The sequence below is a fragment of the Aminobacter sp. P4_D5 genome (genome assembly GCF_056401815.1).
Genome location: NZ_JBFUIP010000009.1, coordinates 1 through 22,426, shown reverse-complemented (window position 1 = coordinate 22,426; position 22,426 = coordinate 1). Strand labels below are relative to the sequence as shown.

Here is a 22,426-nt window from a genome sequence, read left to right as displayed (position 1 = left end):
TTGACCCGCGCAACGAGGGTGCAGATGGGTACGTCGAGGACGCAGCTGTCGATTCCGCGCGACCGGTCCGTCACCTTCGCCCCCAAACTGATCGGCAAATATCAGCGCCGCTTTCTGGACTCCGAGAGAGTCCCTTACTGTGCGGTCCTTTGCGATATCGGCTCAGCGAAGTCAGCCTTTCCCATCGCAAAACACTTACAAGCATCTTCCCCGTGCTCACCATCTCCGATGAACTTCATACCGATCTTCTCCGCCACGCGCACTGATGATAAATTCCTCTGATCAATATTAGCAACAATCCGGTTGAGGCCGAGCGTGTGAAAAGCATACTCTGCGATTAGGCGAGCCGCTTCCGTTGCAAACCCGTTTCCCCACGCCAAACGATTTAAGCGCCAGCCGATTTCTATCTCTGGGCCAACGCCATCATATGGGATTAGGAGAATCCAACCTACAAATTGGTCAGGCCGCTCTTTGGGGAAAATAGACCAATATCCAAGTCCATCCCCAAGCGCAGTCTTTATCCTGTCTCTCAGGAAGGCTTCATGCTTCGGCGTGTCATTCCACGGACCGGGAATAAATTTTGTAACCTCCGGGTCACGGTCCATCGCTAGGCATGCGTGAAAATCTGACATCGTACGAGGTCGAACAAAAAGCCGCTCAGTTTCAAAGCTTGGCAACACGCCGATAACCTCTCAATCGTGAAAAACTCCTAAAAATGACTCTTTCAACCGTATATGAAGAAATGGCCGCAAAGAACTCCGGTAATCCGGGCCTAACTCCTCCTATCGGTCGCGAGGATAATATCGGGTTCTCGTACGCCAAGTGTATCAAAAGAATCCCTCGTTCATGCTTAGTTGAGTATGATGATCACCGGCATTCGATGCCCTGCCGCCCTGCGCGGCGCCATAGTATAACTCTGCAGCAGCCTCGGAGTTGCGGCGCGTCTGGACGATGTCGTCAAGTACATAACCCTCCTGATCAACCGCTCGCCACAACCAACATTTCTGACCGTTGATGCGCACGACAAGCTCATCAAGATGCCAGATATCGTCTTTCGTCGGCGACTTGCGGCGTAAGCGACGCGCATAATCGGAGCCATATTTTCCGCACCAGCGGCGGATCGTCTCGTAGGAAACGGTTATGCCGCGTTCCAGCAGCATTTCCTCGACGTCGCGCAGGCTCAAATTGAACCGGAAATACAGCCAGACCGCACGGGCTACGGTCTCAATGGGATAGCGGTGGTTCTTGTAAGTCGGCGCGGTCCTGCTCATGCCCCGCAGCTATCCCAGCCGAAATAACAATGTGACAGCACCGAAACTTTGCGACAAAGCCAACGGGTAGTCATCGGCCCGGAGATCCCCTGCGCGAATTACTTGGGCAATACGAACTCGACGCGCCGATTCAATGCACGCCCAGCTGGATTGTCCGCATCGTTTTCAAGGGTGTTGGGCGCGACAGGATGGCTGGCACCCAATGCCTTGACCGACAGTTGCGCCTTGTCTGCTCCGTGCCTCACAAGCCAGTTCGCGACCGCATTTGCCCGCTGAAGCGACAGGTCCTGGTTATATTGGGCCGAGCCCTTGGAATCGGTATGGCCCTCGATGATGATCCTGCCAGCGGAGATTGATGCGATGAGACGCGCGATATCGGTGAGCGTCGGTTCCGCAGCCGGCTGGACGTCTGCCTTGTCGAAATCGAACAGGACATCGCCCGTCATGGATATTCTGACGGTCGCCGCGTCTTGTCGTACGGAAAGACCACCGTGCTGAGCGGCAAGCCCATCGGCTTTCGCCGTCAGATCCGACACGGCGTTGTTCAGATCGGAGGGAAGACCCTTCAGATCCAGAACCGTGGCCTTGAGATCGCGGATATCGCGATTGTAGGGCGACTCCTGAGCAAAGGAACCGCTCGCCGCCGCCATGATCACTACCGCCGCTAGGGAAGACTTAGTTGTGCCGGTCATGGCTATCGGTCGGTAATTTTGATGGCGTCGAGCGTTTCGACGCCCGGGATCGTCAGTGACACTTCCGTGACGTCCCTTGGCGGGGCGGGAAATCTGCCGTGCCAGGAGCCGGCGATCGGGGAATCCTTGCTGGCCTTGATGGTCAGATTAGGATTTGTCAGAGGCTTGTCGTTGCTGTCCGTGAGTAGCAGGTATTTCTTGTTGCCGGCGAGAACGTAGAAGCTGTTTTCATAGGCGTTCTCGCTGATCGAATCGTAGATTCGTTCGACCTTGCTTGCGCCGAGCGGCTTGAAGCGCAGCTTGATCGTCAAGATGTCACCGTTGCGGACAGCCTCGACCACCTGGGCTTCGGCGGCTCCGCCGTCCGTCAAGCCCGTGGCCAAGAGCGCTGTAGAGGCGGCCTCGGTCTGGGTTTGGGCGAATAYGGCGCGAGACAATCCGGTGGTCGTCAGGAAGGCGCCAAGAGCGCAGGCGGTTGCGGCGGTTCTGGTCAGACCCATGTTATCAATCCTCTCTTGTTAAGAATCGCGGGTGGCGTTTATGAATCACAAAACGAACCCTCAATCGCCTGCCCGTATGGGGGCAATGTGGCAAATCTCACATAATCACGCTTCTGACGTTAACCTTGGGACACGCGCGCGGCGGAAGACAGAATCCGGCGCCAGGCTTTGGCGTCGGAGCAGTTCGCGATCGTCGCCATATAATAGGCGACGCTCCCGTTTGATGTCTCATCCCAAAACTGGCGACGAAGCTTGAATGCCGGTCATTCTGCCTCTGGCGTCAATCCACTATCCGGGGTGGTTAGGCCGCACTCTGAGACCGATGATGAGCAACGGGGGTGCCCATGACCTATCTTGTGCTCTGATCTGAGCGTGGAAACCATCTCCATGTGTTTCTTTCCCCTCATTCCATCCAGCACCTAAGCCAATGACTTGTCGGCTTGCCGTATGTCTTCTCAATGGAAGGAAAGTACGAAGCAGGGCCTTTCACCTTCGTCTCTGCCGGCATCTGAGCCACCTTCTATCTTTGCCATCATCACTTCAAGAATTTGCTTTCACCACAGGACGATCAATAGGCGCAAGAACCGACAGCCGGGCCATGATCATAACAGCGATCCGCTTTGGATTCTTCCCGCCAGACTAACATCCGTTTTCCCCATGTCTTCGTTGTTGAGCCTCCGCGTGGCAACTTCTGCTTCCCGACCCGAAGCGGTCCCTGGACGATTTTGCTTATGAAATCCTCAAGTTCGCCCACGAAGCCGAAGGCCAAAGCGATCAGCAAGCCAAGACCCTGGAAAAAAAGAGGTTGGTTGTCGGGAGACGCATTACTTGTTCGTCCTAGAGGAGTTGAATGAATGGAGGTGATCATGCCCAACACTGTTAAACTGCACCGGATCTTCGCCACGAAACCCGAGAAGATCTACCGCGCATTTCTGGAACCTGACGCGGTTGCGAGTTGGCTCCCGCCCGTCGGCTTTACCTGTTCGGTCCATGAGCTTGAGGCGAAGGAAGGCGGCAAGCACAGAATGTCCTTCCGAAACTTCACGACCGGGCAAAGCCATTCTTTCGGTGGTACCTATCTGAAACTCGTTCCCGGCGAGATGCTCGTCTATAGCGATGCGTTCGATGATCCGAACCTTCCCGGCGAGATGAAAGTGACGGTCACGCTGATGGCAGTCTCGGTCGGAACGGAGATGACGGTGGTTCAGGAGAACGTGCCCGATCTGATCCCCGTCGAGGCATGCTATCTCGGCTGGCAAGAGTCGCTGCGCAAGCTTGCTAAACTCGTCGAGCCCGAAATCACGCAATGAACCGCCGGCGAAATCTCATCCAACTGCGACAACAAGGAAACGAAAAATGACCAACCAGCAGATCACCATCGCTACCACGATCGCGGCGCCGATTGAACGCGTCTGGGAGGCCTACACGACGCCCGCTGATATCACGCGGTGGAACTTCGCTTCCGACGACTGGTGCTGCCCTAGCGCCGAAGCCGACCTAAAAGTGGGCGGCGGCTACAAGGCGCGCATGGAAGCCAAGGACGGCAGTTTCGGCTTCGATTTCGAGGCGGTGTACGAAGAGGTCGAGCCGCATAAGGCCATCACATTAGCCATGGGCGACGGGCGCAAGGCGCGTACGACCTTCGAAGCCACAGAGAATGGTACGAAGGTGACGACCATGTTCGATGCCGAGTCGCAGAACTCCATCGAGATGCAGCGCGACGGCTGGCAGGCGATCCTGAATAACTTCGGGAGTTATGTTGAAAAGTGACGACATCCAGCGTTCGTTCGATCGATTCTATGCCTTGCACTTTCAGGCATTCGAGAGGCCCTTCATTTCTTTCAGAAGTGCGGGGAGTGGCCATGGCCAGGCGTTCGCGAATATTCGTCCATGACGTCTCGCGCATCAGCGTGAGGTCGATGCCCTCGGCCGTGGCGAACCCTTTTCCTTGGTCGAGACCAGAAGCGCGCTGTCGAGAAGCGTCAGGAAGCCGGCGGCGACCGGGTAGCGGGCGTCAGTCATGCGTCGTCTCCCAACAACCCGGCCGCCGTGACAAGGCTTTGCGCGATCTCGGATATCTTGCGGTTCTGGTTCATCGCCGCCTTGCGCAGAAGCGCATAGGCGTCCGCCTCGGACAGTCCGCGCGACTTCATCAAGATGCCCTTGGCCCGGTCCTTGCGGTCCTCCAGCTCGCCGCGCGCTTGTTCGAGCTCCCGCGACAGCCTGGAAAAGGCATTGAAGCGGCTGACGGCCATATCGAGGATCGGCTTGACGCGTTCGCGCTTGAGGCCATCTACGACATAGGCCGAGACGCCGGCATCGACTGCGGCCTCGATAGAGGCGCTGTCGGAGCGGTCGACGAACATGGCGATCGGCCGCTTCACCGCGCGCGACAGCTGGAACATGTTTTCCAGCATGTCGCGATTGAAGTTTTCGAGGTCGATGACGATGACTTCGGGGTTGATCTCGGCGATGCGCCGGGCGATGCCGGAAACGTTGTGGACGAGGCTTACCTCGTCATGGCCGGCTTCGCGCAGCCCCGCCTCGATGATCGAGGCGGGGATGCGGTTTTCCTCAATCACAAGCATGGCGAGAGGTTTAGCGGCTATGCCCTATTTTGCGCGCCGACGTCGATTGTGGAATGCGGCAATCGACGTGCACATGATGGCAAACGGCCGAATGCGACCACGAAGGCCGGGCTCCACCGGCCATCAGGCCAAAACGAGCGTAGACGTTGGCATGCCCCATAGCAAAACGCGCTGGTTCGAATCCAGTTGGCTCGAATAGATTGGGACAGACTGGTGCTCGGAGTGAAGGATGCGGTACTTCTGAGGACCGGCACCAAAGTACCTGGGCAAGATGGCGATTATGGCCTTGGCAAGTTCCGCCACGATGCCGCCGCCTCCGGCTCCTTATGTCAGCGAGCGCGCGGCGGTGAGGATGCGCGCGCAGCCTTCCTTGATGACGTCTTCCGATGTGGCGAACGAAATGCGGAAATAGGGATCGCAGAAGAAGCCTGCCCCAGGCACTGTGACGACACCAAAGGCCTCGATCAGGTATTTGCAGAAATCGGCAGAGCTTGTGATCGTGACACCGGCGCATTCAAGGCCCGGAGCATCTCGCAACAGGCTGAGAGCCAGGTCGCGCCGCTGCCGGTAGCAGCAGGATGCGCGGGCACTCGTCAGACGCTATCAACGAACGGCGTATTATGAAGCACAACGCCGCGCCGCGCGGTCCCACGCTCGCGGCGATGCCGGTGAGTTTGTCCATTGGGCGAAGGTTTCGGCCGAGATCGCGCGTATCGCACCCGCAGCCGAAACGGACATAGCCGTCGTGCAGGCGACGGTCGACGCAGAACTCAATCGGGAGCGTGACGTGCCAGCGCGCAGGAACTGACCGCCTACTTCATGCCACCTTTGGAATGGTGGGGCCGTGATCATCTGTTCCGGCATCTGACGGGCGATCACGTTCGGGGGTTGTGTCGCAAACCAAGTTTCAGATCGAACGATCGTTGGGCTCGTGGCGATGATGATGGGAGCGCAACGATGGCGATATCACTCAAGGGCGCGCATTTGCCGAGAGACGTAATCCTGTTCGCTGTGTTCTTCTATCTGCGCTACGGCGTGTCTTACCGTGATCTCGAGGAAAATCATGGCCGAGCGGGGTGTCGCGCTCGATCACACCCTGAAACGATGGGTTGTCCGCTATGCCGGGCTCATGGACGATGAAGCCGCCATCGCAAGCACGCCACGGATCGATCCTGGCGGATGGATGAGACCTATATCCGTGTGAAAGGGGAATGGGTCTATCTCTACCGTGCGGTCGACAAGTTCGGTCAGACCCTCGACTTCATGCTGTCAAAGCGCCGCAACAAGGCCGCAGCGACGAAATTCTTCGCACGAGCACTTGAGGCGAACGGCCTGCCGCGTACGCAAACACGGCCGGGATCAACGCTATCAATCGTATKCTGAAGCGGTTCGGATGCCCGGTTCCAATCGAGATGCTGCGGATCAAATATCTCAATAACATTGTCGAGCAGGATCATCGCTTCATCAAGCGACGCGTCCGCCCGATGTCCGGCTTCAAGTCGTTTGCTGCAGCGGCCTCGACCATCGCCGGCATCGAGCCTGTCAACATGATCCGCAAGGGGCAGTTCACGCCCGAATTGCGTCCATTTCAGCAATTCAGTCAACTGGCCGCCTGATCGCTCCGAGGTCAACGGGCGAAGATCAGCGCTCCTAAGAAATTTGCGACACAACCACCGAGACTGACCCCATCGGCCCACGGCCTGCGATCTGTTCCGGCGACCAATGTGACTTCAGCTGCTCGATGACTAGTTCGCGGAATTCCGGATAGCGCCTGAGCCTTCTAATTTGCGCCGACGCTCTTTGCTCGTGTCGTCGGCAATCGTGGCATTCGGGAAATTTCCCGTGTCGCATTTCTAAAATGGTGCTTTGGAGAATCTACGCCAAGTGCATCATGCCGGTTGGGAGGGTAGGGTATCAGCCACCCTCGCGCAAATGTGCCATGAAGACTTCGGTCGGGTTCTTAATCATGGTGCAAAATGCTCGTTAAGAATTTGGCGTTGCCAAATGCCTGCTCAAAAACATGCTTGAGCGTTTCTGACTTGAGGTCTAAACAATTTTGTCGTGAGAATCCCGAAACCCTGACGTAACGAGTTTTAGGATTTCTACGACGCCGCTGCGGCCTTCCTGCGATAGGTGAGCCTCAAGATGATGTAGCCCGCCAGACCTGCGATCAGCAAACCGGCCAGAATCCCGAATTTGACGCACTCCTGCATCGCAGGGTCACTGAGGCAGCGATGTTCCGTCAACGCCGCTCCGAATGACGGTCTTGGCCATTCGGAGGGCATTTTTGCGATCATTATGCCAACCGAACGGACATTCCGCCATCTACGATCATTGGACTCCCGGTCATGAAGCTGGATCGATCAGAAAGGAGGAACAAGGCTGCCTGCGCAATCTCCTTGGCGGTCGCCATCCGCTTCATGGGATGCAAGCCGGCGATGAACTCCAAAGCGGCCGGATTTCCTTCACCCCCGCTTGGCGTGATCGTACCGCCCGGCAATAGCGCATTAATGCGTATGCCCTCGACGGCGTGGTCCGATGCCAGCGACTGGGCCAAACCGATCAATCCCGCCTTGGATGCCGCATAGGCTCCCATGCCCGGCATGCCACCGTTGCTGAAGCCTACAAATGACGAGGTGAAGACGATCGAGCCTTGCCCGCGCGCCTTCATTGCCGGTATCTGCGCCTTGGCGGCCAGGAAGGCACCCGTCAGATTGACCGAAATCACATCGGTCCAATTGCCGAGGCTCATATCCGGGACAGGCTGCATCTCGCCCACGATGCCGACATTGTTGAATGCGCCGTCCAGCCCGCCGAACTCGTTTGTCGCGAGATAGACAAGAGCATCGGCGTAGCCTTCATCCTTTACGTCGCCGGCTAAAACCACGGCTCTGCCATTGGCTTGAGTGATCGCTTCCGCAAGGGTTTCAAGCTCCCCGGATCGGCGCGCGCCTAGAACTACATTGGCCCCTTCGGATGCAAATAGCCGCGCCGCCGCCGCGCCGATCCCGCTGCTCGCGCCGGTGACGATGATAGTCTTGTTTTCCAGTTCCATGACGTGTCTCCTGAATATTGCGTCATGGCTGTCTAGCGGCGCGGCAGATGGCGCGGCCACCCGATTTATGCCTTCAAATTATCTTTCGTGGAAATAGGGCATCGGTGTCACTAATTTCTGCGATTGAATAAAGCACCGGCGTGAAATCAGGATTTGTGCGACCGGACCCACGCATACGGACGCTATCCAACGCAGCTATTCGCGGTGCCTGAAAGCGGGTATTTCAAACATCATGCAACGCTCTGGCCGACTTCTTAGACTTCTTCAGGTGCTGCGGGAACGGCGGACTGCGGTGACCGCTCAGACCCTTGCGAACCTGTTTGGCGTGTCCGAACGCACGATCTACCGCGACATGGAAACGCTGGTGGAGCTGGGTGTTTCCGTGGAAGGCGAAGCCGGGATCGGCTTCATTTTACGGCCAGGCTTCTTTCTTCCTCCGATGGCACTGACCCAAATCGAGGCCGATGCGATCTTGCTGGGGCTTCGGTTCGTCGCGGCGCGCGGTGACGATAGCATCGCCGCAGCGGCCGACACCGTGTTGGTCAAGATTACTGATGGAATGGGAGATGATATCGCAGCGGCAATGCGCTCCAACGGACTCACGGTGGGTCCTTCGGGCAGCGGCAAGCTGACAGAACTGGCGACGGTCCGCGCGGCAATGCGAGACCAGAGGAAATTGCGGATCAAGTATGGAGCTGGTGACGGAAGAGCGCTCAACCGCACTGTCTGGCCCGTAGCGTTGGGCTTCTTTGACCAAGCGGAGATATTGGCAGCATGGTGTGAAACCCGAGACGCCTTCCGCCATTTCCGCATCGACCGCATCGTAGAGCTTCAAGCGTTGCCAGACCCTCTGCCGCGATCCCGCCGCAGTCTTCTGGCGGAGTATCGGCTCCTAGAGCCGCAGGCCAATCTCTGACCTGGCAATACTCCTGACAATTTCTGTCCAAACAGGATGTTAATCCTTTGTCTCACGCAAGAACAAGGGAGACCGTCATGCACATCATTCTTGGAGGGACGGGTCGGGTCGGCTCCGCGACAGCACGCGCTCTGCTGGACGCTGGACAGGATGTAACGATTGTCACGCATGTCCAGGATCACGGCGCTGATCTAAAAAAGGAGGGCGCCCGGATCGCCGTGGCCGATATTCGCGACGTGGATACTCTGCGGAAGATATTTCGCGCCGGCAAGCGCGCGTTCCTGCTGAACCCACCCGCTGATCCGTCAACGGACACGGACATTGAAGAGCGCAAGAATGTCGCCGCAATCATTGCCGCTCTGGAGGGATCCGGTCTCGAAAAGGTTGTTGCGCAATCCACCTATGGAGCTTTCGAGGGCGAACGCTGTGGGGACCTGACCGTGCTTCATGAGTTGGAACGAAAGCTGCTCGCCCAGCCAATTCCGGTCGCTATCAATCGCGGCGCATACTACATGAGCAACTGGACGGGCATGGCCGAAGCTGTCCGAGCGAACGGGGCTTTGCCCAGCTTTTTCTCCGCCGCTCTGGTCCTACCGATGGTCGCGCCCAGGGATCTCGGGCAGGCGGCCGCCCGGCGGCTTATGGAACCTGTCTCGAATACTGGTATCCAGCATATCGAAGGCCCTGAGCGATATACCACGCAAGACGTCGCAGATGCCTTCAGCAATGCCGTCGGCCGGAAAGTCGAAGTTCAGGAAATTTCACGCGACGCGCTGAAAGAGTCATTCGAGCAGTTTGGGTTTTCGGCAAAAACTGCAGCGTCCTATGCATGTATGACCGGCAAGGTGATCGACGGACAAACCGATGCAAACGATGAGCCGGTGAGAGGGCAAACATCCCTCCGCGAGTATATTCGATCCTTCTTGGGCGTCGGTGTCGAAGATCGGCATCATAGGTGACCTGGTAAAACTCCTGACTTCTGCGGCAGCTTTCGCAGCTGATTTACGCGCCGCTCCAAATCTTAGGTGATTTGCGTCAATGGTTTCGCTTCCCTAGGCGTTGGTGCACGGATCGGTTCCTGGCCGCAATTCAGTCTATGGAAGCGTTCCTCATTTCGTCTTCGTCTTGCACCGAACGGATTTCGGGTATCCGCATGCCAGCATGCGATTGAGGACAGAGCAGCCGATGGCTACCTCTGTGCGCTGAGCCGGAAACGATCGTGCCCGCAAGCGCGGCCCGATGATCCTCTTGTATCGACCTATTGCCRTTTCAACCAAGGCGCGTTTGCCGTAGCCAGTGGACGTCTGCCAACTCAGACGGCCATCTTTATCGATCGATGCTATGTGATCGTCTCTTTGGCCGCGGGCTTCGGTCTCAGCCCGCCCCGCCGCGTTCGAGCGTGGTGGAACGACAATCCGAGCTTCGGCGCTGTGACGCATAACGGCGTCATAAGTTGGATCACCATAATAGGCGCCATCGGCAGTGAACTGATCGATCTCGTGACTGATCTGGTTGAGCAAGGGTTCCACCTGCGAAATATCGCCAGCTGCCTGATCCGTCAGGGAATGAGCAATAATCTCGCCGCTATCGGCATCGAGAGCCAGATGCAGCTTACGCCACCCACGACGGGACTTGGTTCCATGCCTTTCTTTCAGCCATTGGCCGGCGCCGTAAATCTGTAGTCCGGTGCTGTCGACGAGCACATGAACTGGGCCGTTCGGGACGGGCTCCTTATCATTGCATCTGGCAGCCGACTCCCACGTTCTTGCCCGACGGCTGAGCGTCGTATGATCGGGAACGGGTATTTCCAGTCCCATCAACGCAAGCACCGAACCCAGCAATCCTTCAGTCTGGCGCAGTCGCAGTCCAAACACCAACCCCAGCGTCAAGGTAGTCTCAACTGCCAGATCGGAATATCGTGGTTGGCCACCCCGTGTCTTGCGGCGAGGGGATTGCCATCCGTCCAGCGCTTCCGGTGTCATCCATAGGGTCAATCTGCCGCGCCGGCGTAGGCCCGCCTCATATTCCGCCCAATTCGTCACCTTGAATTTCATCTTGCCGATGCGATGACGGCGGGCGGCGTTATGTTTATGGGGCATGGCCTGGGATCACAGTGATTGCGGTCTCAACTGCTTACAGCTCAACCGTTGAATGATCCGTGCACCAACGCCCAGCTATGCCGATGGTCGCTTGGCGACAACAAGCGCATCGACAGCCACAGCTCGGTCCGGCAGCACGATAACTGGATTTAGGTCCAGCTCGGCAATACGCGAACCGGCAGCAAGTCCCAGTTCCGCGAGATTGAAAACCAACTCGACAAGCGCATCCTTGTCCGAAGGCGGCGCGCCACGAGCGCCGTCGAGCAGCGGCGAAAGCCTGAGGCTGGCGATCATTTCGCGAATGTCTTCCTTGTCGACAGGCAGTGGGCGCGTTGCGGCATCCTTCAAAATTTCGGCATAGATGCCTCCGGCGCCAACGGTGATGGTTGGGCCGAGGTCGGGATCCTGCGTCAGTCCCACGATCATCTCGACTCCCGCGCCGATCTGTTCCTGCATCAACACGCCTTCGATCCGAGCCGCCGGAAAATGGTTCTTCGCCGTCGCAACCAGGCCGTCATAGACTCTTGCGGCGGTCGTGACGTCGGCGATGTCGAGCTGCACCAATCCTGCATCAGATTTGTGGGCGATGTCGGGCGAGGCGAGCTTCATGACCACGCGCCCTCCCCAAGCCGTAAGCGCTTCTGCAGCTTCTGTGGACGAGGTGACAAGACGCTCGCGAGCACGGCCGATTCCGGCGCCGTCGAGCAGGGCGGCGGCCTGTGCGCTATCGAGAACCCCATTATGCTGCAGTGCATTGTGCTGGCTGACCGACAATGCCGTTGCACCCCAGAGGCGGCGGCGGAACGCCCCCTTCGCAGCCTCGTAGTCGGCCCGCGCGCGCATGGCGCGGAAGCATTTGCGGAACGAGCGGAAGATCGGCACGCCAGACTTGACCAGATCACGATATCCGGGGCTGTCTGTCAGCATCGATCCCCATACCGCCACGATGGGCTTGGGCGAATGGGGCGCAAAAGCCAGCACGTCGGCGGCAAAACTGTCGGACAGGAGGCCAAGGGCCGCGGTCAGCCCGACAACGATGACGTCGACGTTGGGGTCGGCGGCGATTGTTTCGAGCACATCGACACGCTGCTGCTGCGGAGCAGAGATGACAAAGCCGCCGCCATTGTCGATCGGATTGGAGACGGTGACGTAGCTGGGCAGGTAGGTGTAAAGCTTCTCAACTGTCGCCGGCGACAGGTCGGGGAAGCTCACGCCATAGCTGTCGGCCAACTCGGCCATCAGCGTCGTCGAGCCCCCCGAAACCGAATAGAGCGCGCAGTTGGGGCCGGTACCAGCCGGCAGCTTGGCCAGCAGGTTGGCGGTCTCGAGCAGCTCGTCGAGATCGCGGACCCGGATCACACCATATTGCTTGAACAAGCCGTTTATGACCGCATCCGCCCCGGCGAGATGGCCGGTGTGCGAGGCGGCCATGCGCGCGCCACGCTCGGTCGACCCCATTTTCAGCATGACCACCGGCTTCTTCACTGCATTAGCCGCCTCAAGCGCCAGCCGCAGCTTCGAGATCGACTTGAAGCCCTCGACATAGGCAGCGATGACTGACGTCTGCGGATCGTGCGCAAAGTAGTTGATGAAGTCGGCAACCTCGAGATCGACCTCGTTGCCTACCGTTACCCAGCGCCGAAAGGCAGCCCCCATGGCTACGCCCTCGACGATAGGGCGGCCGTTGAAGCCGCTCTGGGTGACCAACCCGATCAGGCCGCCGCGATGCTGCTCCGGTATGGGAAACTGCTCAAAGGTATTGTCGTTGGTGTTCGGCCCGATGACGCGCACGCCATGTTCGCGCGCCGCCGCGGCGACCTTGGCCTCGAGAGCGGCACCCTCGGCACCCACTTCCGAAAAGCCGGAGCTGAAGACAATAACGTCGCGCACGCCGCGGCGACCGCAATCGGCGATCACCTGCGGAACGATCGCCGGCGCCACCTTGACCACGGCGAGGTCGATGTAGTCAGGCACCTCTGCCATCGACGTGAAGACGGGCATGCCGCCGGCCTCGCCGCCGCGCGGATTGACGTAGCAGAACCGAACATCCTCGCCGAAGCGGCGGAACCAATTGTGCGCCTGCGGCGACGCATCGACACGGCCGACATAGGCGATCCCGGTCTTCTTGCAAAACATGCGCTGGAGATCCGCCAGGCTGCGGTCGAGTTCGTCGCGGGCGTGCCGGATTGCCTGTGGGATGGTCTGCATGGTGTCGGGGTCTTTCGATAGGGTTTTCAGATTGAGGGGCAAACGGCCTAGGCCAAATGGCCGAATTCAAGTTCCTGGTGAGGTGCCAAGCTGGGGCACGAAACGCTCTGCGTCGGCACACCGGCGCAAGGAGAGGAGAGCGCCATGGGATCCGCGGCCAGTACGGCGAGACGGGCGGAGTTGGGATTCGAAGAACCCAACGAACTGCTGCGGGGCGTCACCAACGACCGTTCTGGCGGTGTGGTGAAATCCAGTCTGCGCGTGCTTTCTGTACTCGAATACTTCCAGGCCAATCCGCGGCCGGCGCGAACGACTGAGATCAGCCGTGCGCTCGCCATCCCCAACTCCAGCGCCGACGACATACTGAAGACGTTGGTGCGCACCGGCTACCTCGCCTTCGATCCGCGCCAGAAGGTCTACCTGCCATCCTACCGGATCGTCACGCTCGCCCGGCGCCTCGAAGGTTCGTTCTTCGGTGGTACGGCGGTCTCCGACCTGATGGACGAAGTTCATCGCCGCACCGGCCTGACGGTTTGGCTGTGTATGCAAAACGACCGCTGGGTGCAGTGCTCGGCGATCATTCCCGGCTCCGATTTTCACGCTGGCGTCCATGTCGAAGGCTTCACCGATTACGACTGGTCGACCGCCGCCGGCATGGCACTTTTGTCGGGCAAGCCGCAGGAGATGGTGGTGGAGATTGCCAAGCGCATGTTCCGCACCGAGCCGCCGGCAAGGCGCACGGCCAACTTGACCGCACTGCTCGACAAGGTCAGATCGGTTCGCAAACAAGGCTATGCCACCTCCCGCGGCTTCTCGGCGGAAGGCGTGACCGCGGTCGCGGCATCCTTCCAGTCGAAGTTCATGCGTGTTCCGGTCGCCGTGGGGCTTATCAGTACCGCGCCCGAGGAGAGCCCCGGCACGGCTGCCCTTGGGTCCACCCTCAGGCAGATAGTGACCCGGCACCAACGCCTCGCGGAATTGCACCGGGCCAATGACGACCTGCCTATTTCGCCGGAATGGGAATTCCTGCGGCAGCAATGAAGCCCTGGTCAACGACGCGATCCTCCGGCATCAGCTCGGTGTAAGACAGCACCTCGGGAATGAGCGCGTAGGTCTTCTGCAGGCGCTTGGCGAGATCGGCCGGCATGTAGAGGTTGGGATCGAAGGTAAGCGAGACACCCTTCTTCAGCGTCTCCTCGGGCAGCTGCAGCTCCTCGAGCATGATCTTCATGATCTCAGGGTTGTTATGGTAGTCGCCCTGGAGATAGGTGCGCGTCGTGCGTACCAGCGCCCGCATCACCGCCTCACCGACGTCGCGGCGTTCCTTGAGCAGGCGTGGACCGAAGCTCCACGACCCTGCCGACATCTCCGGTCCCTGGACGAAGGCCAGCGACACCTTGGATTCATCCGCCTTCTGCCAGATGGAGTCGATCAGGTAGCCGAAATTGACGGCACCGTTCTCGAGTGCCACCAGGATGTCAGGCGAAGCCATGGTCTGGAACTTCACGTCCTTGAGCGACAGGCCGACTTTCTCCAGTTCCGTCTGCAGGAAGTAGGAGGCCGTCGAGCCGAGGCCGATGGCGCTGGCGACGGTCTGGTCCTTGAACAGGTCGACGGTGAACTTGCGGCCGTTGAGAAAGGCGTTGTTGGCCCAGATCCCCTGCTTGGAGGCCGGCGACTGGACGAAGAGCGGCGCCACCACGCGGATGTCGGCGCCACTGGCGATGGCGTTGAAGACGGCCGCGCTCGGCTGGCCGCCAAGCACGTCAGCACGACCTGTGGACAGGAGCACGATGCCGTCGCTCGACTTGGCGAAGGTGTATTCGATGTCGATGTTTTCCTTGTCGAACTCACCCATTCGCTCGGCAAGGATCATCGGGATGTAGGCCTCGACCTTGGCAGTCATGGCGACTGTCACCTTCTCGCGCTGCGGCAGAGGCTTTGGCGCGTCAGAGCCCTCGGCACGGGCGCCGAGGCTCATCCCGATTACGGCGGCGGCAAGCGCCAGTTTCTTCCATAGAGATTTCATAGCTTCCTCCCTGTTGATCCTCTTGGCCGCCGGCCCTCGTCGTCAGTCGTAGACCAGCTTCCAGCTCGACCCGGCGAACTGCCTGACGCGCGGTCCACCGAAGTGGAATGCCGGGTCGCCCGGCGGCTCGGCGAACGAGATGACCGCGGTATCAGGGGCCGGCGGCAGCGCCGCCCATATCCGCCTGCCGGCTGTGTCAATGTCGACGCGATTGGGAATGTTGCGCTTGAGGCTCGCCACCCGCGGATAAAGCTCGGGATCGACTCCGGAGGCTGCGCGCAAGGCCGGCGTGTCGACGCCGCCCGGCCGCACCGCCACCACCCACGGCCCGGTTCCGCCGCGGCTCTGGCGCTCGCGCGCGACAACTTCGACCCAGTGCTCGATAGCAACCTTGGAGGCGCAGTAGGTGGCGAGGCCTTCGAGCGCTGCAACCGCCGCGCCGGAAGAAAGCATCACCAGCCCTGCCTCGTAGCCGGGGCGGCAAGCATCGAGAAACGCTTCGGCAAGCACGAAGGGTGCAGCGAGATTGGCAAGCACGCCTTTTTCATACGTCTCCGAGGAGACCTTGCCGACCACGCCGATCGCTTCGGAATAGTATGCGTTGTGGATGAAGATGGCGCGCTTGCCGCGAAACGCGGCCAATTCCCGGATGAAATGGCCGCGGATGCGATCCCATGTCGAAGGGTCAGTCAGGTCGAACGCGACGCTCTCGTAATCGGGGTGCTTCCGGCGCGACAGATTGATGATGCGGGCGCTCTTGAAAGGAACGTTGCGGGCGAGCCCGAGGCCCACGCCCTGCGTCGCACCACTGATCCAGACGATGGTATCGTGCATCGTTAGCCCTCCATCTCAATTGCGCAGCACGACCGCACAGGTCGGGCCCAGATCGCTTGAGCTCACCAAGCAGCAGTCGGCGTTGTCGACCTGACCGGTCGAGTTGCCGCGTATCTGCTTCACGCCTTCGGTGATCATGTTGAAACCATGCAGATAGACCTCCGAGAGGCTGCCGCCGCCGGTGTTGACCGGCAGGCGCCCACCAAGCGCGATGCCGCCGTCCTCGGTGAAGGCTGCCCCCTCGCCTCGCCCGCAAAAGCCATAACCTTCAAGGGTGAAGAACACTTCTGGCGTGAAGGCGTCGTAGAACTGCGCCACCTTGATGTCGGAGGCACGGAAGTCGCTCTGGCGCCACAGCGACTTCGCGCAGGTCGCGGCCTGTGAGCGCATCGGATCAGCCGTGAAGTAGTTGGCAAGTATGGCACTGCCGCCGTCGAACCCTTGAGCTGCAGCATGGATGTAGACGGGCCTGGCACGGCAATCCCTGGCCCGCTCCGCAGAGGTGACGACGAAGGCGATCGCCCCGTCGGTCTCAAGGCAACAATCGAACAGACACAACGGCTCGCTGACCCAGCGCGCGGCGAAATAGTCCTCGCGGCTCATCGGCTTGGCATGCATGAAGGCATTGGGATTGCGATTGGCATGGCTTCGAAACGCCAATGCGACATTGGCGAGATGATCGCGGGTGGCGCCAAACTCGTGCATGTAGCGCATGGCAAGCACACCCACCTCGTCGACCGGGCGGATAATGCCCCAGGGTCTCAACCAGGTGTCGCGGCTGCCCTGGATGCGCTGTTCCAGCTGAGCCCAGACGCGGCTCGCGCGGCCGCTCCGCTTGCGTGAGCGCCAACCGACGACTACCTTGGCCTGGCCGGTGGCAATCGCCATAGCGCCATGGCCAACAGTCCCGCAGCCGCCATGACCACCGGCGGGCATCTGCGCGTAGTAGGTCACCTCCTTCATGCCGAGGTCGCGCGCGATGTCGTGCTGGAAGACATTTTCCATGTTGAGCGAACACAGGCCATCGACCTCCGACGGCGAGATGCCGGCGTCATCGAGCGCCGCCTTGATCGCCATGCAGGCAAGCTGCTCCTCGCTTTCCGCCATTGACTTGCCGAAAGCGGTCTCACCGATGCCGACGATCGCTGTGCGGTCCTTGAGGAAGATCGTGTCGCTCATGGCTTCTGACCCTCGGATGCGCGAGCCATCCAGCGCGGCAAGGTGATGTCGTCGGAGACGGCGGTGAAGATGACATCGACCGGCAAGCCTATACGGATGGCCGAAGCGGGAACGCTGTTGATGGGGGCTTCCGGTGCGGCAACAAGACTGCCGACCATGCGGATATGCGGATGATCGTCGAGTTCGACGACGATCATCGGATACGGCACCACATCCTGAAAACCCGGCAGCGTTGGGCCGTGGGCAATGCCGTACGACCACACTTGACCCCGACCGACTGCGTCGACCCATTCTGTTTCGTTACGGGCACAGCCAGCGCAGAACGGATGGGGCGGAAACTGACAATGGCCGCAGGCCTTGCAGCGTTGCACGACAAGGCGCTTCTCGCGGGCCGCGTCCCAGAACCCCATCGTGTCGGGATCATCGCCATAAGGCAGAGGAATGGCGGTCATGGTCGTGCCTCTGTTGGTTGATCGGGTGGCAGTACTTCCATCGCCTCAAGCACTGGATCGCCGGCGACCGCGACCTGAACGTCGACCTGTCGGGCGCAGCCGGGACAATAGAGGTGGCGGAGGCGGAAACGCTCACTGCCGGGATAGCGATCGGTGGTGGCCGACCGCTCGCCTGCGGCAGCTTCGTGGACGACAAGGGACGCGTAGAGACCCGCGCCCGCGTTGCAGATGCCATGGCCGCAGCTGGCGCATACGATCTGTTCGCCACCGGACGCTTCGACGGCCCGGAAATGGCTAGAAAGGCGACGTCCGCTGACCGGACCTTCAGCCTTGCGCAACTCGCGACCGCCGAGCCGGGCCCTGAGACGTGCTTGTCGCTCCGCCTCCGACGCGGCATGGTCGATCACTGCCTGGTCACCGTCGAGGCGCAGGACCACGCCAAAGTCGCGCAACGCACCGCCGATGCTGACCAACCCGTCGAGAACGTCGGTTGCCACCGATGTCGGATTACGCTCAAGCGGATCGCCGAAGCCGCCGCCGCCTTGCGAGGACGTGACCAGTATCTGGTCCGGGTGGAGTCTGGTGGCGGCATCCGGCAGCCGAACATCGGTGACATCCGCAAGATCCGACCAGCCTTTCGAACCGGCTACCGGCACGTCGCTGCTCATGATGGCGAAGCCGCTCGGCAAACCGGGTTCGCCGCCGGCTGCACCCATGGTCGCCGGATGCTGCAATCCTTGCGCCATGGACAAGAGTGCGATCGAGCGTTCCGTCTGATGAGGGCGATAGGCATGCATGGCGCCGACGCCGCCGCGGCGCGCGCCCGGCCCGCCCGAATCGGCCAGCTCGCGGCGCGTCAGATAGAGCACCGGATAGTATGCTTCGTTGGTTTCGAGGTTCGAGGGCGTAGCGCCGGGCGACGTCGCTGTGCCAGAGGTGTCGCTTCCGTCCGCATTACGGGTGGCGCCTCCGCCGCCGCTCAGCTCATCCAGAAATAGCGTGGTGAAGGGGCTGCCATCGAGCCTGTGTCCCGAAATCGACATGCCACCGGCGCCTGACGACTGCGACGACGCCATGGCCATGTGCGCATGCGCTGCCGAACCGTCGAGTAAACGGGCCAGGCAACCGCTGACGCAGTTGCGGATCGCCTGGGCCGAGGTGCCTGTGCTCATCGCGACGCCAGCCGGCCACTCGGCATCGACCACAGACCGCTTGCGGGTGCGGATCTCGATGGTCCGCCAGATGGCGCCCGGCATCCACGGCAGTCCCTGGCAGATATGGACGAGCACCGCTGCCATGGTGAAGTTGGCCAGTGTCGGATAGGTGGCGTTGACCGCGCCCGGCGCTTCATCGTCACTCGCGGTGAAGTCGAAGCTGAGCTTGTCGCCGGTCTTGGCCATGGCGAGCCGGATCGCGTAGACTTGGTTCGGCAGATAGTCGGCGCCGACGCGCTGCTCATGCTCGATGAAGGAGTTCTCGCGCCAGACGCCGTCAGGCAGTTCGCTGAGGCGGCGGCGGAATGCCGCCTCTGTCGAAGCAAGCAGCCTGTCCATCGCCTCGACGAGACCGTTGGTCCCATAGGCAGCGCAGAGCTCAAGCATCTGGCGCTCGGATGCACGGTTCGCCGCGATCTGGCCAAGCAGGTCGAGCGCGTTGAGCTCTGGCGTTCGGGTGCGGGCAAGATAATCACGCTCGATGTCGCGGCGGATCCTGCCGGCCTCGACGATCTTGACTGGCGGGATTGGTATGGCTTCGTCGAAAATCGAACGGGCGGCATAGTTGAAGCCGCCGGCGACCGGCCCACCGACATCCGGCTCGTGCACTGTCGACCCCGCCCAGGCAATCAGCCTGTCGCCGTGAAAGATCGGCGCCACCAGCGTGACATCTGGCTGATGCAGCGTCCCGAGATAGGGATCATTGGTGAGAAACTGGTCGCCGGGACCAATGCCGGGGTTTTCATCGTATCGATCCAGGATGTCGCGGACGATCAGGTTGAGCGAGGTCGATTGCACGAGAATGAACTTGCTGCAGGAGACCACGGTGCCGTCGGCGGTCATGATAGCGGTGTTGAAATCGTTCGCCTCGGACGCGATCTGCGAACCCGAGACCCGGACCAGCGTCTCGCCAGCGTCAGCATTGATGGCCTCGAGCCGGTGGCGGATGATTTCGAGTTCTATCGGGCCGATTGTCATGCCAATTCCTCAATCCTGGGCGACGGCGAGCGCTTGTGGGCCCGAGGCACGGCGATGGTGAGATTGCCGTCCTCGTCGATTGTCGCCATCTGGCCGGGATGGATCACGGCCGTTGTCTGCTCGGATTCGATGAAGGCAGGCCCTGATACCTCCGCGCCGGCGCCAAGCTCATCCCACAAAAAGACGGGCGTCTCCCGCTCGCGGCCCAGGAACCAGGCCTTCCGGTGCCGGATGGGTCGAGGCACGCCACGCATCTGTGCTGGAGCGGCGTCGGGCATGGCAATATGCATGCGCGCTTCGACAACGATGGCCGCGAGTTCGATCGCGCTTTTGGCATGGGCTGAACCCCGGCCCACGATCTGCTCGTAACGAGACYGGAATGCCGCCTCAGCAGTGGCGATCTCGGCGCCGTCGAGCCGTGACGCCGGCACCTCGATGTCGATCCGGTGCAGCTGGCGGGAGAATTTTAGGCCGATCTTGCGCCTGATCTCGACGGTACCTGACAAGCCCGCCTCCGCCAGCCCTTCGAATTCGCCTTTAGCGCGCTGCTCGAGCCGGTCGAATGCTTCGATCTCGCTATCACGGAAGTCCCGCAGCGGTCGGGCGGGCAGCTCGATCTCGTAGGACGTCCTCATGTCGCTGGAGGCTGCGCCCCAAGCGGAAAACTCAGGCGCAAGGCGCGGTATGACGATTGCCTTTACGCCGATTTCGGCGGCGTAGCGCCCGACATGCTGGGGTGCCGCGCCACCATAGGCATAAAGCACGAAGTTGCGAGGATCGTGGCCGCGCTGCACGCTGGCACGACGGACGAGATCGGCCATCTGTGCATTGGCAACGCGCAAGATCCCGTCGGCCGCCGCTTCGACTTCCAAGCCAAGCTTGCTGGCAAGTGGCGCAAGCGCCGACCGCGCCGCTTCACGATCAAGCGTGAGTGCCCCGCCAAGGCGGTCGAGATGACCCAGAACGACAGCGGCATCGGTCACCGTGGGTTGCTTGCCGCCGCGCCCGTAGCAGGCAGGGCCGGGCATCGAACCGGCACTTTGTGGACCGACACGCAACACGCCGAGTTCGGGATCGACATAGGCGATGCTGCCACCACCCGTTCCAATCGATGCGAGGTCGATCACCGGAACGGCAAGGCTGTGCCGGTCGATGCGTGGCCGCGAGGCGGCAGGCAAAGCGCCCCCCACGACAAGGCCGACATCGAAGCTGGTCCCGCCAACATCGGTGGCGAGCACATCGGCATGCCCAAGCCGCGCGCCGACCTGGCGAGCCGCCATGATGCCTCCCACCGGTCCGGATTGAAGAAGGTGTACCGGGGCATCGCGCAGCGAGCTGGCGCGACGCACGCCACCGCCCATGGTCACGATCAGGAACAGGCCGGCAAATCCCTTATTGCGCAGCGCCTCGTCGAGCGAGGTCAGGTAGTCGCCGACAAGCGGCGCGACATAGGCATTCATGGCGACAGTCGCGGTGCGCTCATATTCGCCGATACGCGGCGCAAGCTCGCTCGACAGCGTCACATGCAAGCCCGGCGCCTCCTCGGCGACGAGCTCGGCGAGGCGTCGTTCGTGACTGCCATTGACCGGCGACCACATCAGCGCAATGCCGATCGCCTCCGCGCCGCGCGCAACAATCTGGCGGATCGACTGGCGGGCCTGCTCCTCATCCAGCGGCACAACGATATTGCCGTCGACGTCGATGCGTTCGCGCACTCCGATGATGCGGCGGCGGGGAACGAGCAAGTCCGGCTTGCGCCATTTGAGCGCATTGATGCTGTCCTCGTCGGGCAGGCCGTGCACCTTGTTGGAGCGTGCCATCGGCAAGGTCGCTTCAAAGCCTGAGGTGACCAGCAGGCCGACCTTGGCGCCGGTACCCGTCAGCAGGGCATTGAGGCCAACCGTGGTGCCGTGCGACAGGATGTCGGTCGTCTCGAGGATTTCGCGCAGGCTCTTGCCCAGCGAGCGGGAGGCGACACCAAGCGATGCGATCACGCCTTCCATCAGCCGGCCGTGCGTCGTCAGCGCTTTGCCGACGCCAACACGCCCGTCCTCGGTGAGGATGACTGTGTCGGTAAAGGTTCCGCCAGTGTCGATGCCGACGATCTGCATATGCAATCTCGCAAATCATTCTTCAGGACGCAGTTCGCCGTCCGTCGAACGCCTGGCGCTCGCCGCTCGTAGCCTGCTGTGACCGCCGGAAACCCGGCGTGGAATTGAAACAACATTGCGGAGCATAAATTTCGCCGCTGCGCCTCCGCTGTCCAAAGCGGCAACGATTTCCGCCACTTGAGACACGACGATTAGGCGTCGAACGGAGCAGGCTGTCAAACTCAACCGGCAATTTTCCGGCTATCCGGAAAATCTGCGGAAGCGATTGTTTTGACTTCGCCTATCAGCCTAGCCTCTCGT

General features: G+C 60.7%; 19 protein-coding genes and 5 pseudogenes. 7 read left to right on the top strand and 17 right to left on the bottom strand.

From position 1 onward, the window contains the following. Positions 1 to 18: 18 nt before the first annotated feature. A pseudogene (locus AC1DWF_RS03815) lies at positions 19 to 120 on the top strand (transposase); the annotation flags it as partial. 14 nt (positions 121 to 134) lie between these two features. Here the strand turns inward: AC1DWF_RS03815 and AC1DWF_RS03810 are convergent. The 5 genes and pseudogenes from AC1DWF_RS03810 to AC1DWF_RS03790 all read right to left on the bottom strand — a co-directional run bounded on the left by AC1DWF_RS03810 (position 135) and on the right by AC1DWF_RS03790 (position 2,971). Next, on the bottom strand, positions 135 to 605 hold the full coding sequence (locus AC1DWF_RS03810) for a GNAT family N-acetyltransferase (protein ID WP_476786325.1): 471 nt from the start codon (positions 603 to 605) through the stop codon (positions 135 to 137). 306 nt (positions 606 to 911) lie between these two features. Continuing rightward, positions 912 to 1,258, bottom strand: a pseudogene (locus tag AC1DWF_RS03805) (IS6 family transposase); the annotation flags it as partial. A 111-nt stretch (positions 1,259 to 1,369) separates the two neighbouring features. After that, entirely contained in the window at positions 1,370 to 1,963 is a 594-nt protein-coding gene (locus tag AC1DWF_RS03800; protein WP_476841466.1) for an OmpA family protein, read from the bottom strand. A 2-nt stretch (positions 1,964 to 1,965) separates the two neighbouring features. Continuing rightward, positions 1,966 to 2,463 carry a hypothetical protein gene (locus tag AC1DWF_RS03795; protein WP_476841465.1) on the bottom strand — a complete coding sequence of 166 codons (498 nt, stop codon included), beginning with the start codon at positions 2,461 to 2,463 and terminating at the stop codon, positions 1,966 to 1,968. A 263-nt stretch (positions 2,464 to 2,726) separates the two neighbouring features. After that, positions 2,727 to 2,971, bottom strand: a pseudogene (locus tag AC1DWF_RS03790) (DUF4287 domain-containing protein). Positions 2,972 to 3,329: 358 nt separating this feature from the next. On the opposite strand from AC1DWF_RS03790, the gene AC1DWF_RS03785 reads away from it, so the two are divergent. Next, complete coding sequence (locus AC1DWF_RS03785; RefSeq protein WP_476786431.1) at positions 3,330 to 3,773, top strand: SRPBCC family protein; 444 nt, start codon at positions 3,330 to 3,332, stop codon at positions 3,771 to 3,773. A gap of 46 nt (positions 3,774 to 3,819) precedes the next feature. Then, entirely contained in the window at positions 3,820 to 4,233 is a 414-nt protein-coding gene (locus AC1DWF_RS03780) for an SRPBCC family protein (protein WP_476786430.1), read from the top strand. Between the two features lie 248 nt (positions 4,234 to 4,481). On the opposite strand, the gene AC1DWF_RS03775 is transcribed toward AC1DWF_RS03780, so the two are convergent. Beyond that, a complete protein-coding gene (locus tag AC1DWF_RS03775) occupies positions 4,482 to 5,051 on the bottom strand; it encodes an ANTAR domain-containing response regulator (RefSeq protein ID WP_476786429.1) in 570 nt (189 codons plus the stop codon). A gap of 324 nt (positions 5,052 to 5,375) precedes the next feature. Then, positions 5,376 to 5,588, bottom strand: coding sequence for an aminotransferase class I/II-fold pyridoxal phosphate-dependent enzyme (locus AC1DWF_RS03770; RefSeq protein WP_476786428.1), 213 nt, complete (start codon positions 5,586 to 5,588; stop codon positions 5,376 to 5,378). A gap of 420 nt (positions 5,589 to 6,008) precedes the next feature. Between AC1DWF_RS03770 and AC1DWF_RS03765 the strand changes: the two are divergent. Further along, positions 6,009 to 6,667: pseudogene (locus AC1DWF_RS03765) on the top strand (IS6 family transposase). Positions 6,668 to 6,719: 52 nt separating this feature from the next. Here the strand turns inward: AC1DWF_RS03765 and AC1DWF_RS03760 are convergent. Then, positions 6,720 to 6,871, bottom strand: a pseudogene (locus AC1DWF_RS03760) (IS30 family transposase); the annotation flags it as partial. Between the two features lie 476 nt (positions 6,872 to 7,347). Further along, entirely contained in the window at positions 7,348 to 8,106 is a 759-nt protein-coding gene (locus AC1DWF_RS03755; protein ID WP_476786011.1) for an SDR family oxidoreductase, read from the bottom strand. Between the two features lie 232 nt (positions 8,107 to 8,338). Between AC1DWF_RS03755 and AC1DWF_RS03750 the strand changes: the two genes are divergently transcribed. Both AC1DWF_RS03750 and AC1DWF_RS03745 read left to right on the top strand, forming a co-directional pair. After that, positions 8,339 to 9,022, top strand: a complete 684-nt coding sequence (locus tag AC1DWF_RS03750) for a helix-turn-helix transcriptional regulator (protein WP_476786012.1) — start codon at positions 8,339 to 8,341, stop codon at positions 9,020 to 9,022. A gap of 77 nt (positions 9,023 to 9,099) precedes the next feature. Then, on the top strand, positions 9,100 to 9,981 hold the full coding sequence (locus tag AC1DWF_RS03745; RefSeq protein ID WP_476786013.1) for an NmrA family NAD(P)-binding protein: 882 nt from the start codon (positions 9,100 to 9,102) through the stop codon (positions 9,979 to 9,981). A gap of 150 nt (positions 9,982 to 10,131) precedes the next feature. Here the strand turns inward: AC1DWF_RS03745 and AC1DWF_RS03740 are convergent, their stop codons facing one another. Beyond that, positions 10,132 to 11,121: an IS5 family transposase gene (locus tag AC1DWF_RS03740; protein ID WP_476841464.1), complete on the bottom strand. Its 990-nt coding sequence runs from the start codon at positions 11,119 to 11,121 to the stop codon at positions 10,132 to 10,134. Positions 11,122 to 11,196: 75 nt separating this feature from the next. Continuing rightward, positions 11,197 to 13,329: an acetate--CoA ligase family protein gene (locus tag AC1DWF_RS03735; RefSeq protein ID WP_476789104.1), complete on the bottom strand. Its 2,133-nt coding sequence runs from the start codon at positions 13,327 to 13,329 to the stop codon at positions 11,197 to 11,199. Between the two features lie 144 nt (positions 13,330 to 13,473). Between AC1DWF_RS03735 and AC1DWF_RS03730 the strand changes: the two genes are divergently transcribed. Further along, on the top strand, positions 13,474 to 14,370 hold the full coding sequence (locus tag AC1DWF_RS03730; protein ID WP_476785769.1) for an IclR family transcriptional regulator: 897 nt from the start codon (positions 13,474 to 13,476) through the stop codon (positions 14,368 to 14,370). Here AC1DWF_RS03730 and AC1DWF_RS03725 read toward each other — a convergent pair. The 6 genes from AC1DWF_RS03725 to AC1DWF_RS03700 are packed head-to-tail and all read right to left on the bottom strand — an operon-like array spanning position 14,333 to position 22,126. Further along, positions 14,333 to 15,358 (bottom strand): ABC transporter substrate-binding protein, encoded by a 1,026-nt coding sequence (locus tag AC1DWF_RS03725; RefSeq protein ID WP_476785768.1) that lies wholly within the window; start codon positions 15,356 to 15,358, stop codon positions 14,333 to 14,335. The two genes, AC1DWF_RS03730 and AC1DWF_RS03725, sit on opposite strands and share 38 nt — an antisense overlap. A gap of 42 nt (positions 15,359 to 15,400) precedes the next feature. Continuing rightward, positions 15,401 to 16,192, bottom strand: a complete 792-nt coding sequence (locus AC1DWF_RS03720) for an SDR family NAD(P)-dependent oxidoreductase (RefSeq protein ID WP_476785767.1) — start codon at positions 16,190 to 16,192, stop codon at positions 15,401 to 15,403. A gap of 15 nt (positions 16,193 to 16,207) precedes the next feature. Continuing rightward, positions 16,208 to 17,371, bottom strand: coding sequence for a thiolase C-terminal domain-containing protein (locus AC1DWF_RS03715; RefSeq protein WP_476789105.1), 1,164 nt, complete (start codon positions 17,369 to 17,371; stop codon positions 16,208 to 16,210). After that, on the bottom strand, positions 17,368 to 17,823 hold the full coding sequence (locus AC1DWF_RS03710) for a Zn-ribbon domain-containing OB-fold protein (protein ID WP_476789106.1): 456 nt from the start codon (positions 17,821 to 17,823) through the stop codon (positions 17,368 to 17,370). Before AC1DWF_RS03710 ends, AC1DWF_RS03715 begins: the two co-directional genes overlap by 4 nt. Then, positions 17,820 to 20,015 (bottom strand): hydantoinase B/oxoprolinase family protein, encoded by a 2,196-nt coding sequence (locus AC1DWF_RS03705; protein WP_476784848.1) that lies wholly within the window; start codon positions 20,013 to 20,015, stop codon positions 17,820 to 17,822. The genes AC1DWF_RS03710 and AC1DWF_RS03705 overlap by 4 nt, the downstream gene beginning before the upstream one ends. Next, positions 20,012 to 22,126: a hydantoinase/oxoprolinase family protein gene (locus tag AC1DWF_RS03700; protein ID WP_476841463.1), complete on the bottom strand. Its 2,115-nt coding sequence runs from the start codon at positions 22,124 to 22,126 to the stop codon at positions 20,012 to 20,014. Before AC1DWF_RS03700 ends, AC1DWF_RS03705 begins: the two co-directional genes overlap by 4 nt. Between the last annotated feature and the right edge of the window lie 300 nt (positions 22,127 to 22,426).

Bases quoted from the DNA above. Each gene is read 5' to 3' on its own strand.
- AC1DWF_RS03705 (WP_476784848.1), bottom strand. From the start codon at position 20,015: ATGACAATCGGCCCGATAGAACTCGAAATCATCCGCCACCGGCTCGAG.
- AC1DWF_RS03745 (WP_476786013.1), top strand. From the start codon at position 9,100: ATGCACATCATTCTTGGAGGGACGGGTCGGGTCGGCTCCGCGACAGCA.
- AC1DWF_RS03720 (WP_476785767.1), bottom strand. From the start codon at position 16,192: ATGCACGATACCATCGTCTGGATCAGTGGTGCGACGCAGGGCGTGGGC.
- AC1DWF_RS03725 (WP_476785768.1), bottom strand. From the start codon at position 15,358: ATGAAATCTCTATGGAAGAAACTGGCGCTTGCCGCCGCCGTAATCGGG.
- AC1DWF_RS03785 (WP_476786431.1), top strand. From the start codon at position 3,330: ATGCCCAACACTGTTAAACTGCACCGGATCTTCGCCACGAAACCCGAG.
- AC1DWF_RS03715 (WP_476789105.1), bottom strand. From the start codon at position 17,371: ATGAGCGACACGATCTTCCTCAAGGACCGCACAGCGATCGTCGGCATC.
- AC1DWF_RS03775 (WP_476786429.1), bottom strand. From the start codon at position 5,051: ATGCTTGTGATTGAGGAAAACCGCATCCCCGCCTCGATCATCGAGGCG.
- AC1DWF_RS03755 (WP_476786011.1), bottom strand. From the start codon at position 8,106: ATGGAACTGGAAAACAAGACTATCATCGTCACCGGCGCGAGCAGCGGG.
- AC1DWF_RS03800 (WP_476841466.1), bottom strand. From the start codon at position 1,963: ATGACCGGCACAACTAAGTCTTCCCTAGCGGCGGTAGTGATCATGGCG.
- AC1DWF_RS03750 (WP_476786012.1), top strand. From the start codon at position 8,339: ATGCAACGCTCTGGCCGACTTCTTAGACTTCTTCAGGTGCTGCGGGAA.
- AC1DWF_RS03810 (WP_476786325.1), bottom strand. From the start codon at position 605: ATGGACCGTGACCCGGAGGTTACAAAATTTATTCCCGGTCCGTGGAAT.
- AC1DWF_RS03710 (WP_476789106.1), bottom strand. From the start codon at position 17,823: ATGACCGCCATTCCTCTGCCTTATGGCGATGATCCCGACACGATGGGG.
- AC1DWF_RS03780 (WP_476786430.1), top strand. From the start codon at position 3,820: ATGACCAACCAGCAGATCACCATCGCTACCACGATCGCGGCGCCGATT.
- AC1DWF_RS03730 (WP_476785769.1), top strand. From the start codon at position 13,474: ATGGGATCCGCGGCCAGTACGGCGAGACGGGCGGAGTTGGGATTCGAA.
- AC1DWF_RS03735 (WP_476789104.1), bottom strand. From the start codon at position 13,329: ATGCAGACCATCCCACAGGCAATCCGGCACGCCCGCGACGAACTCGAC.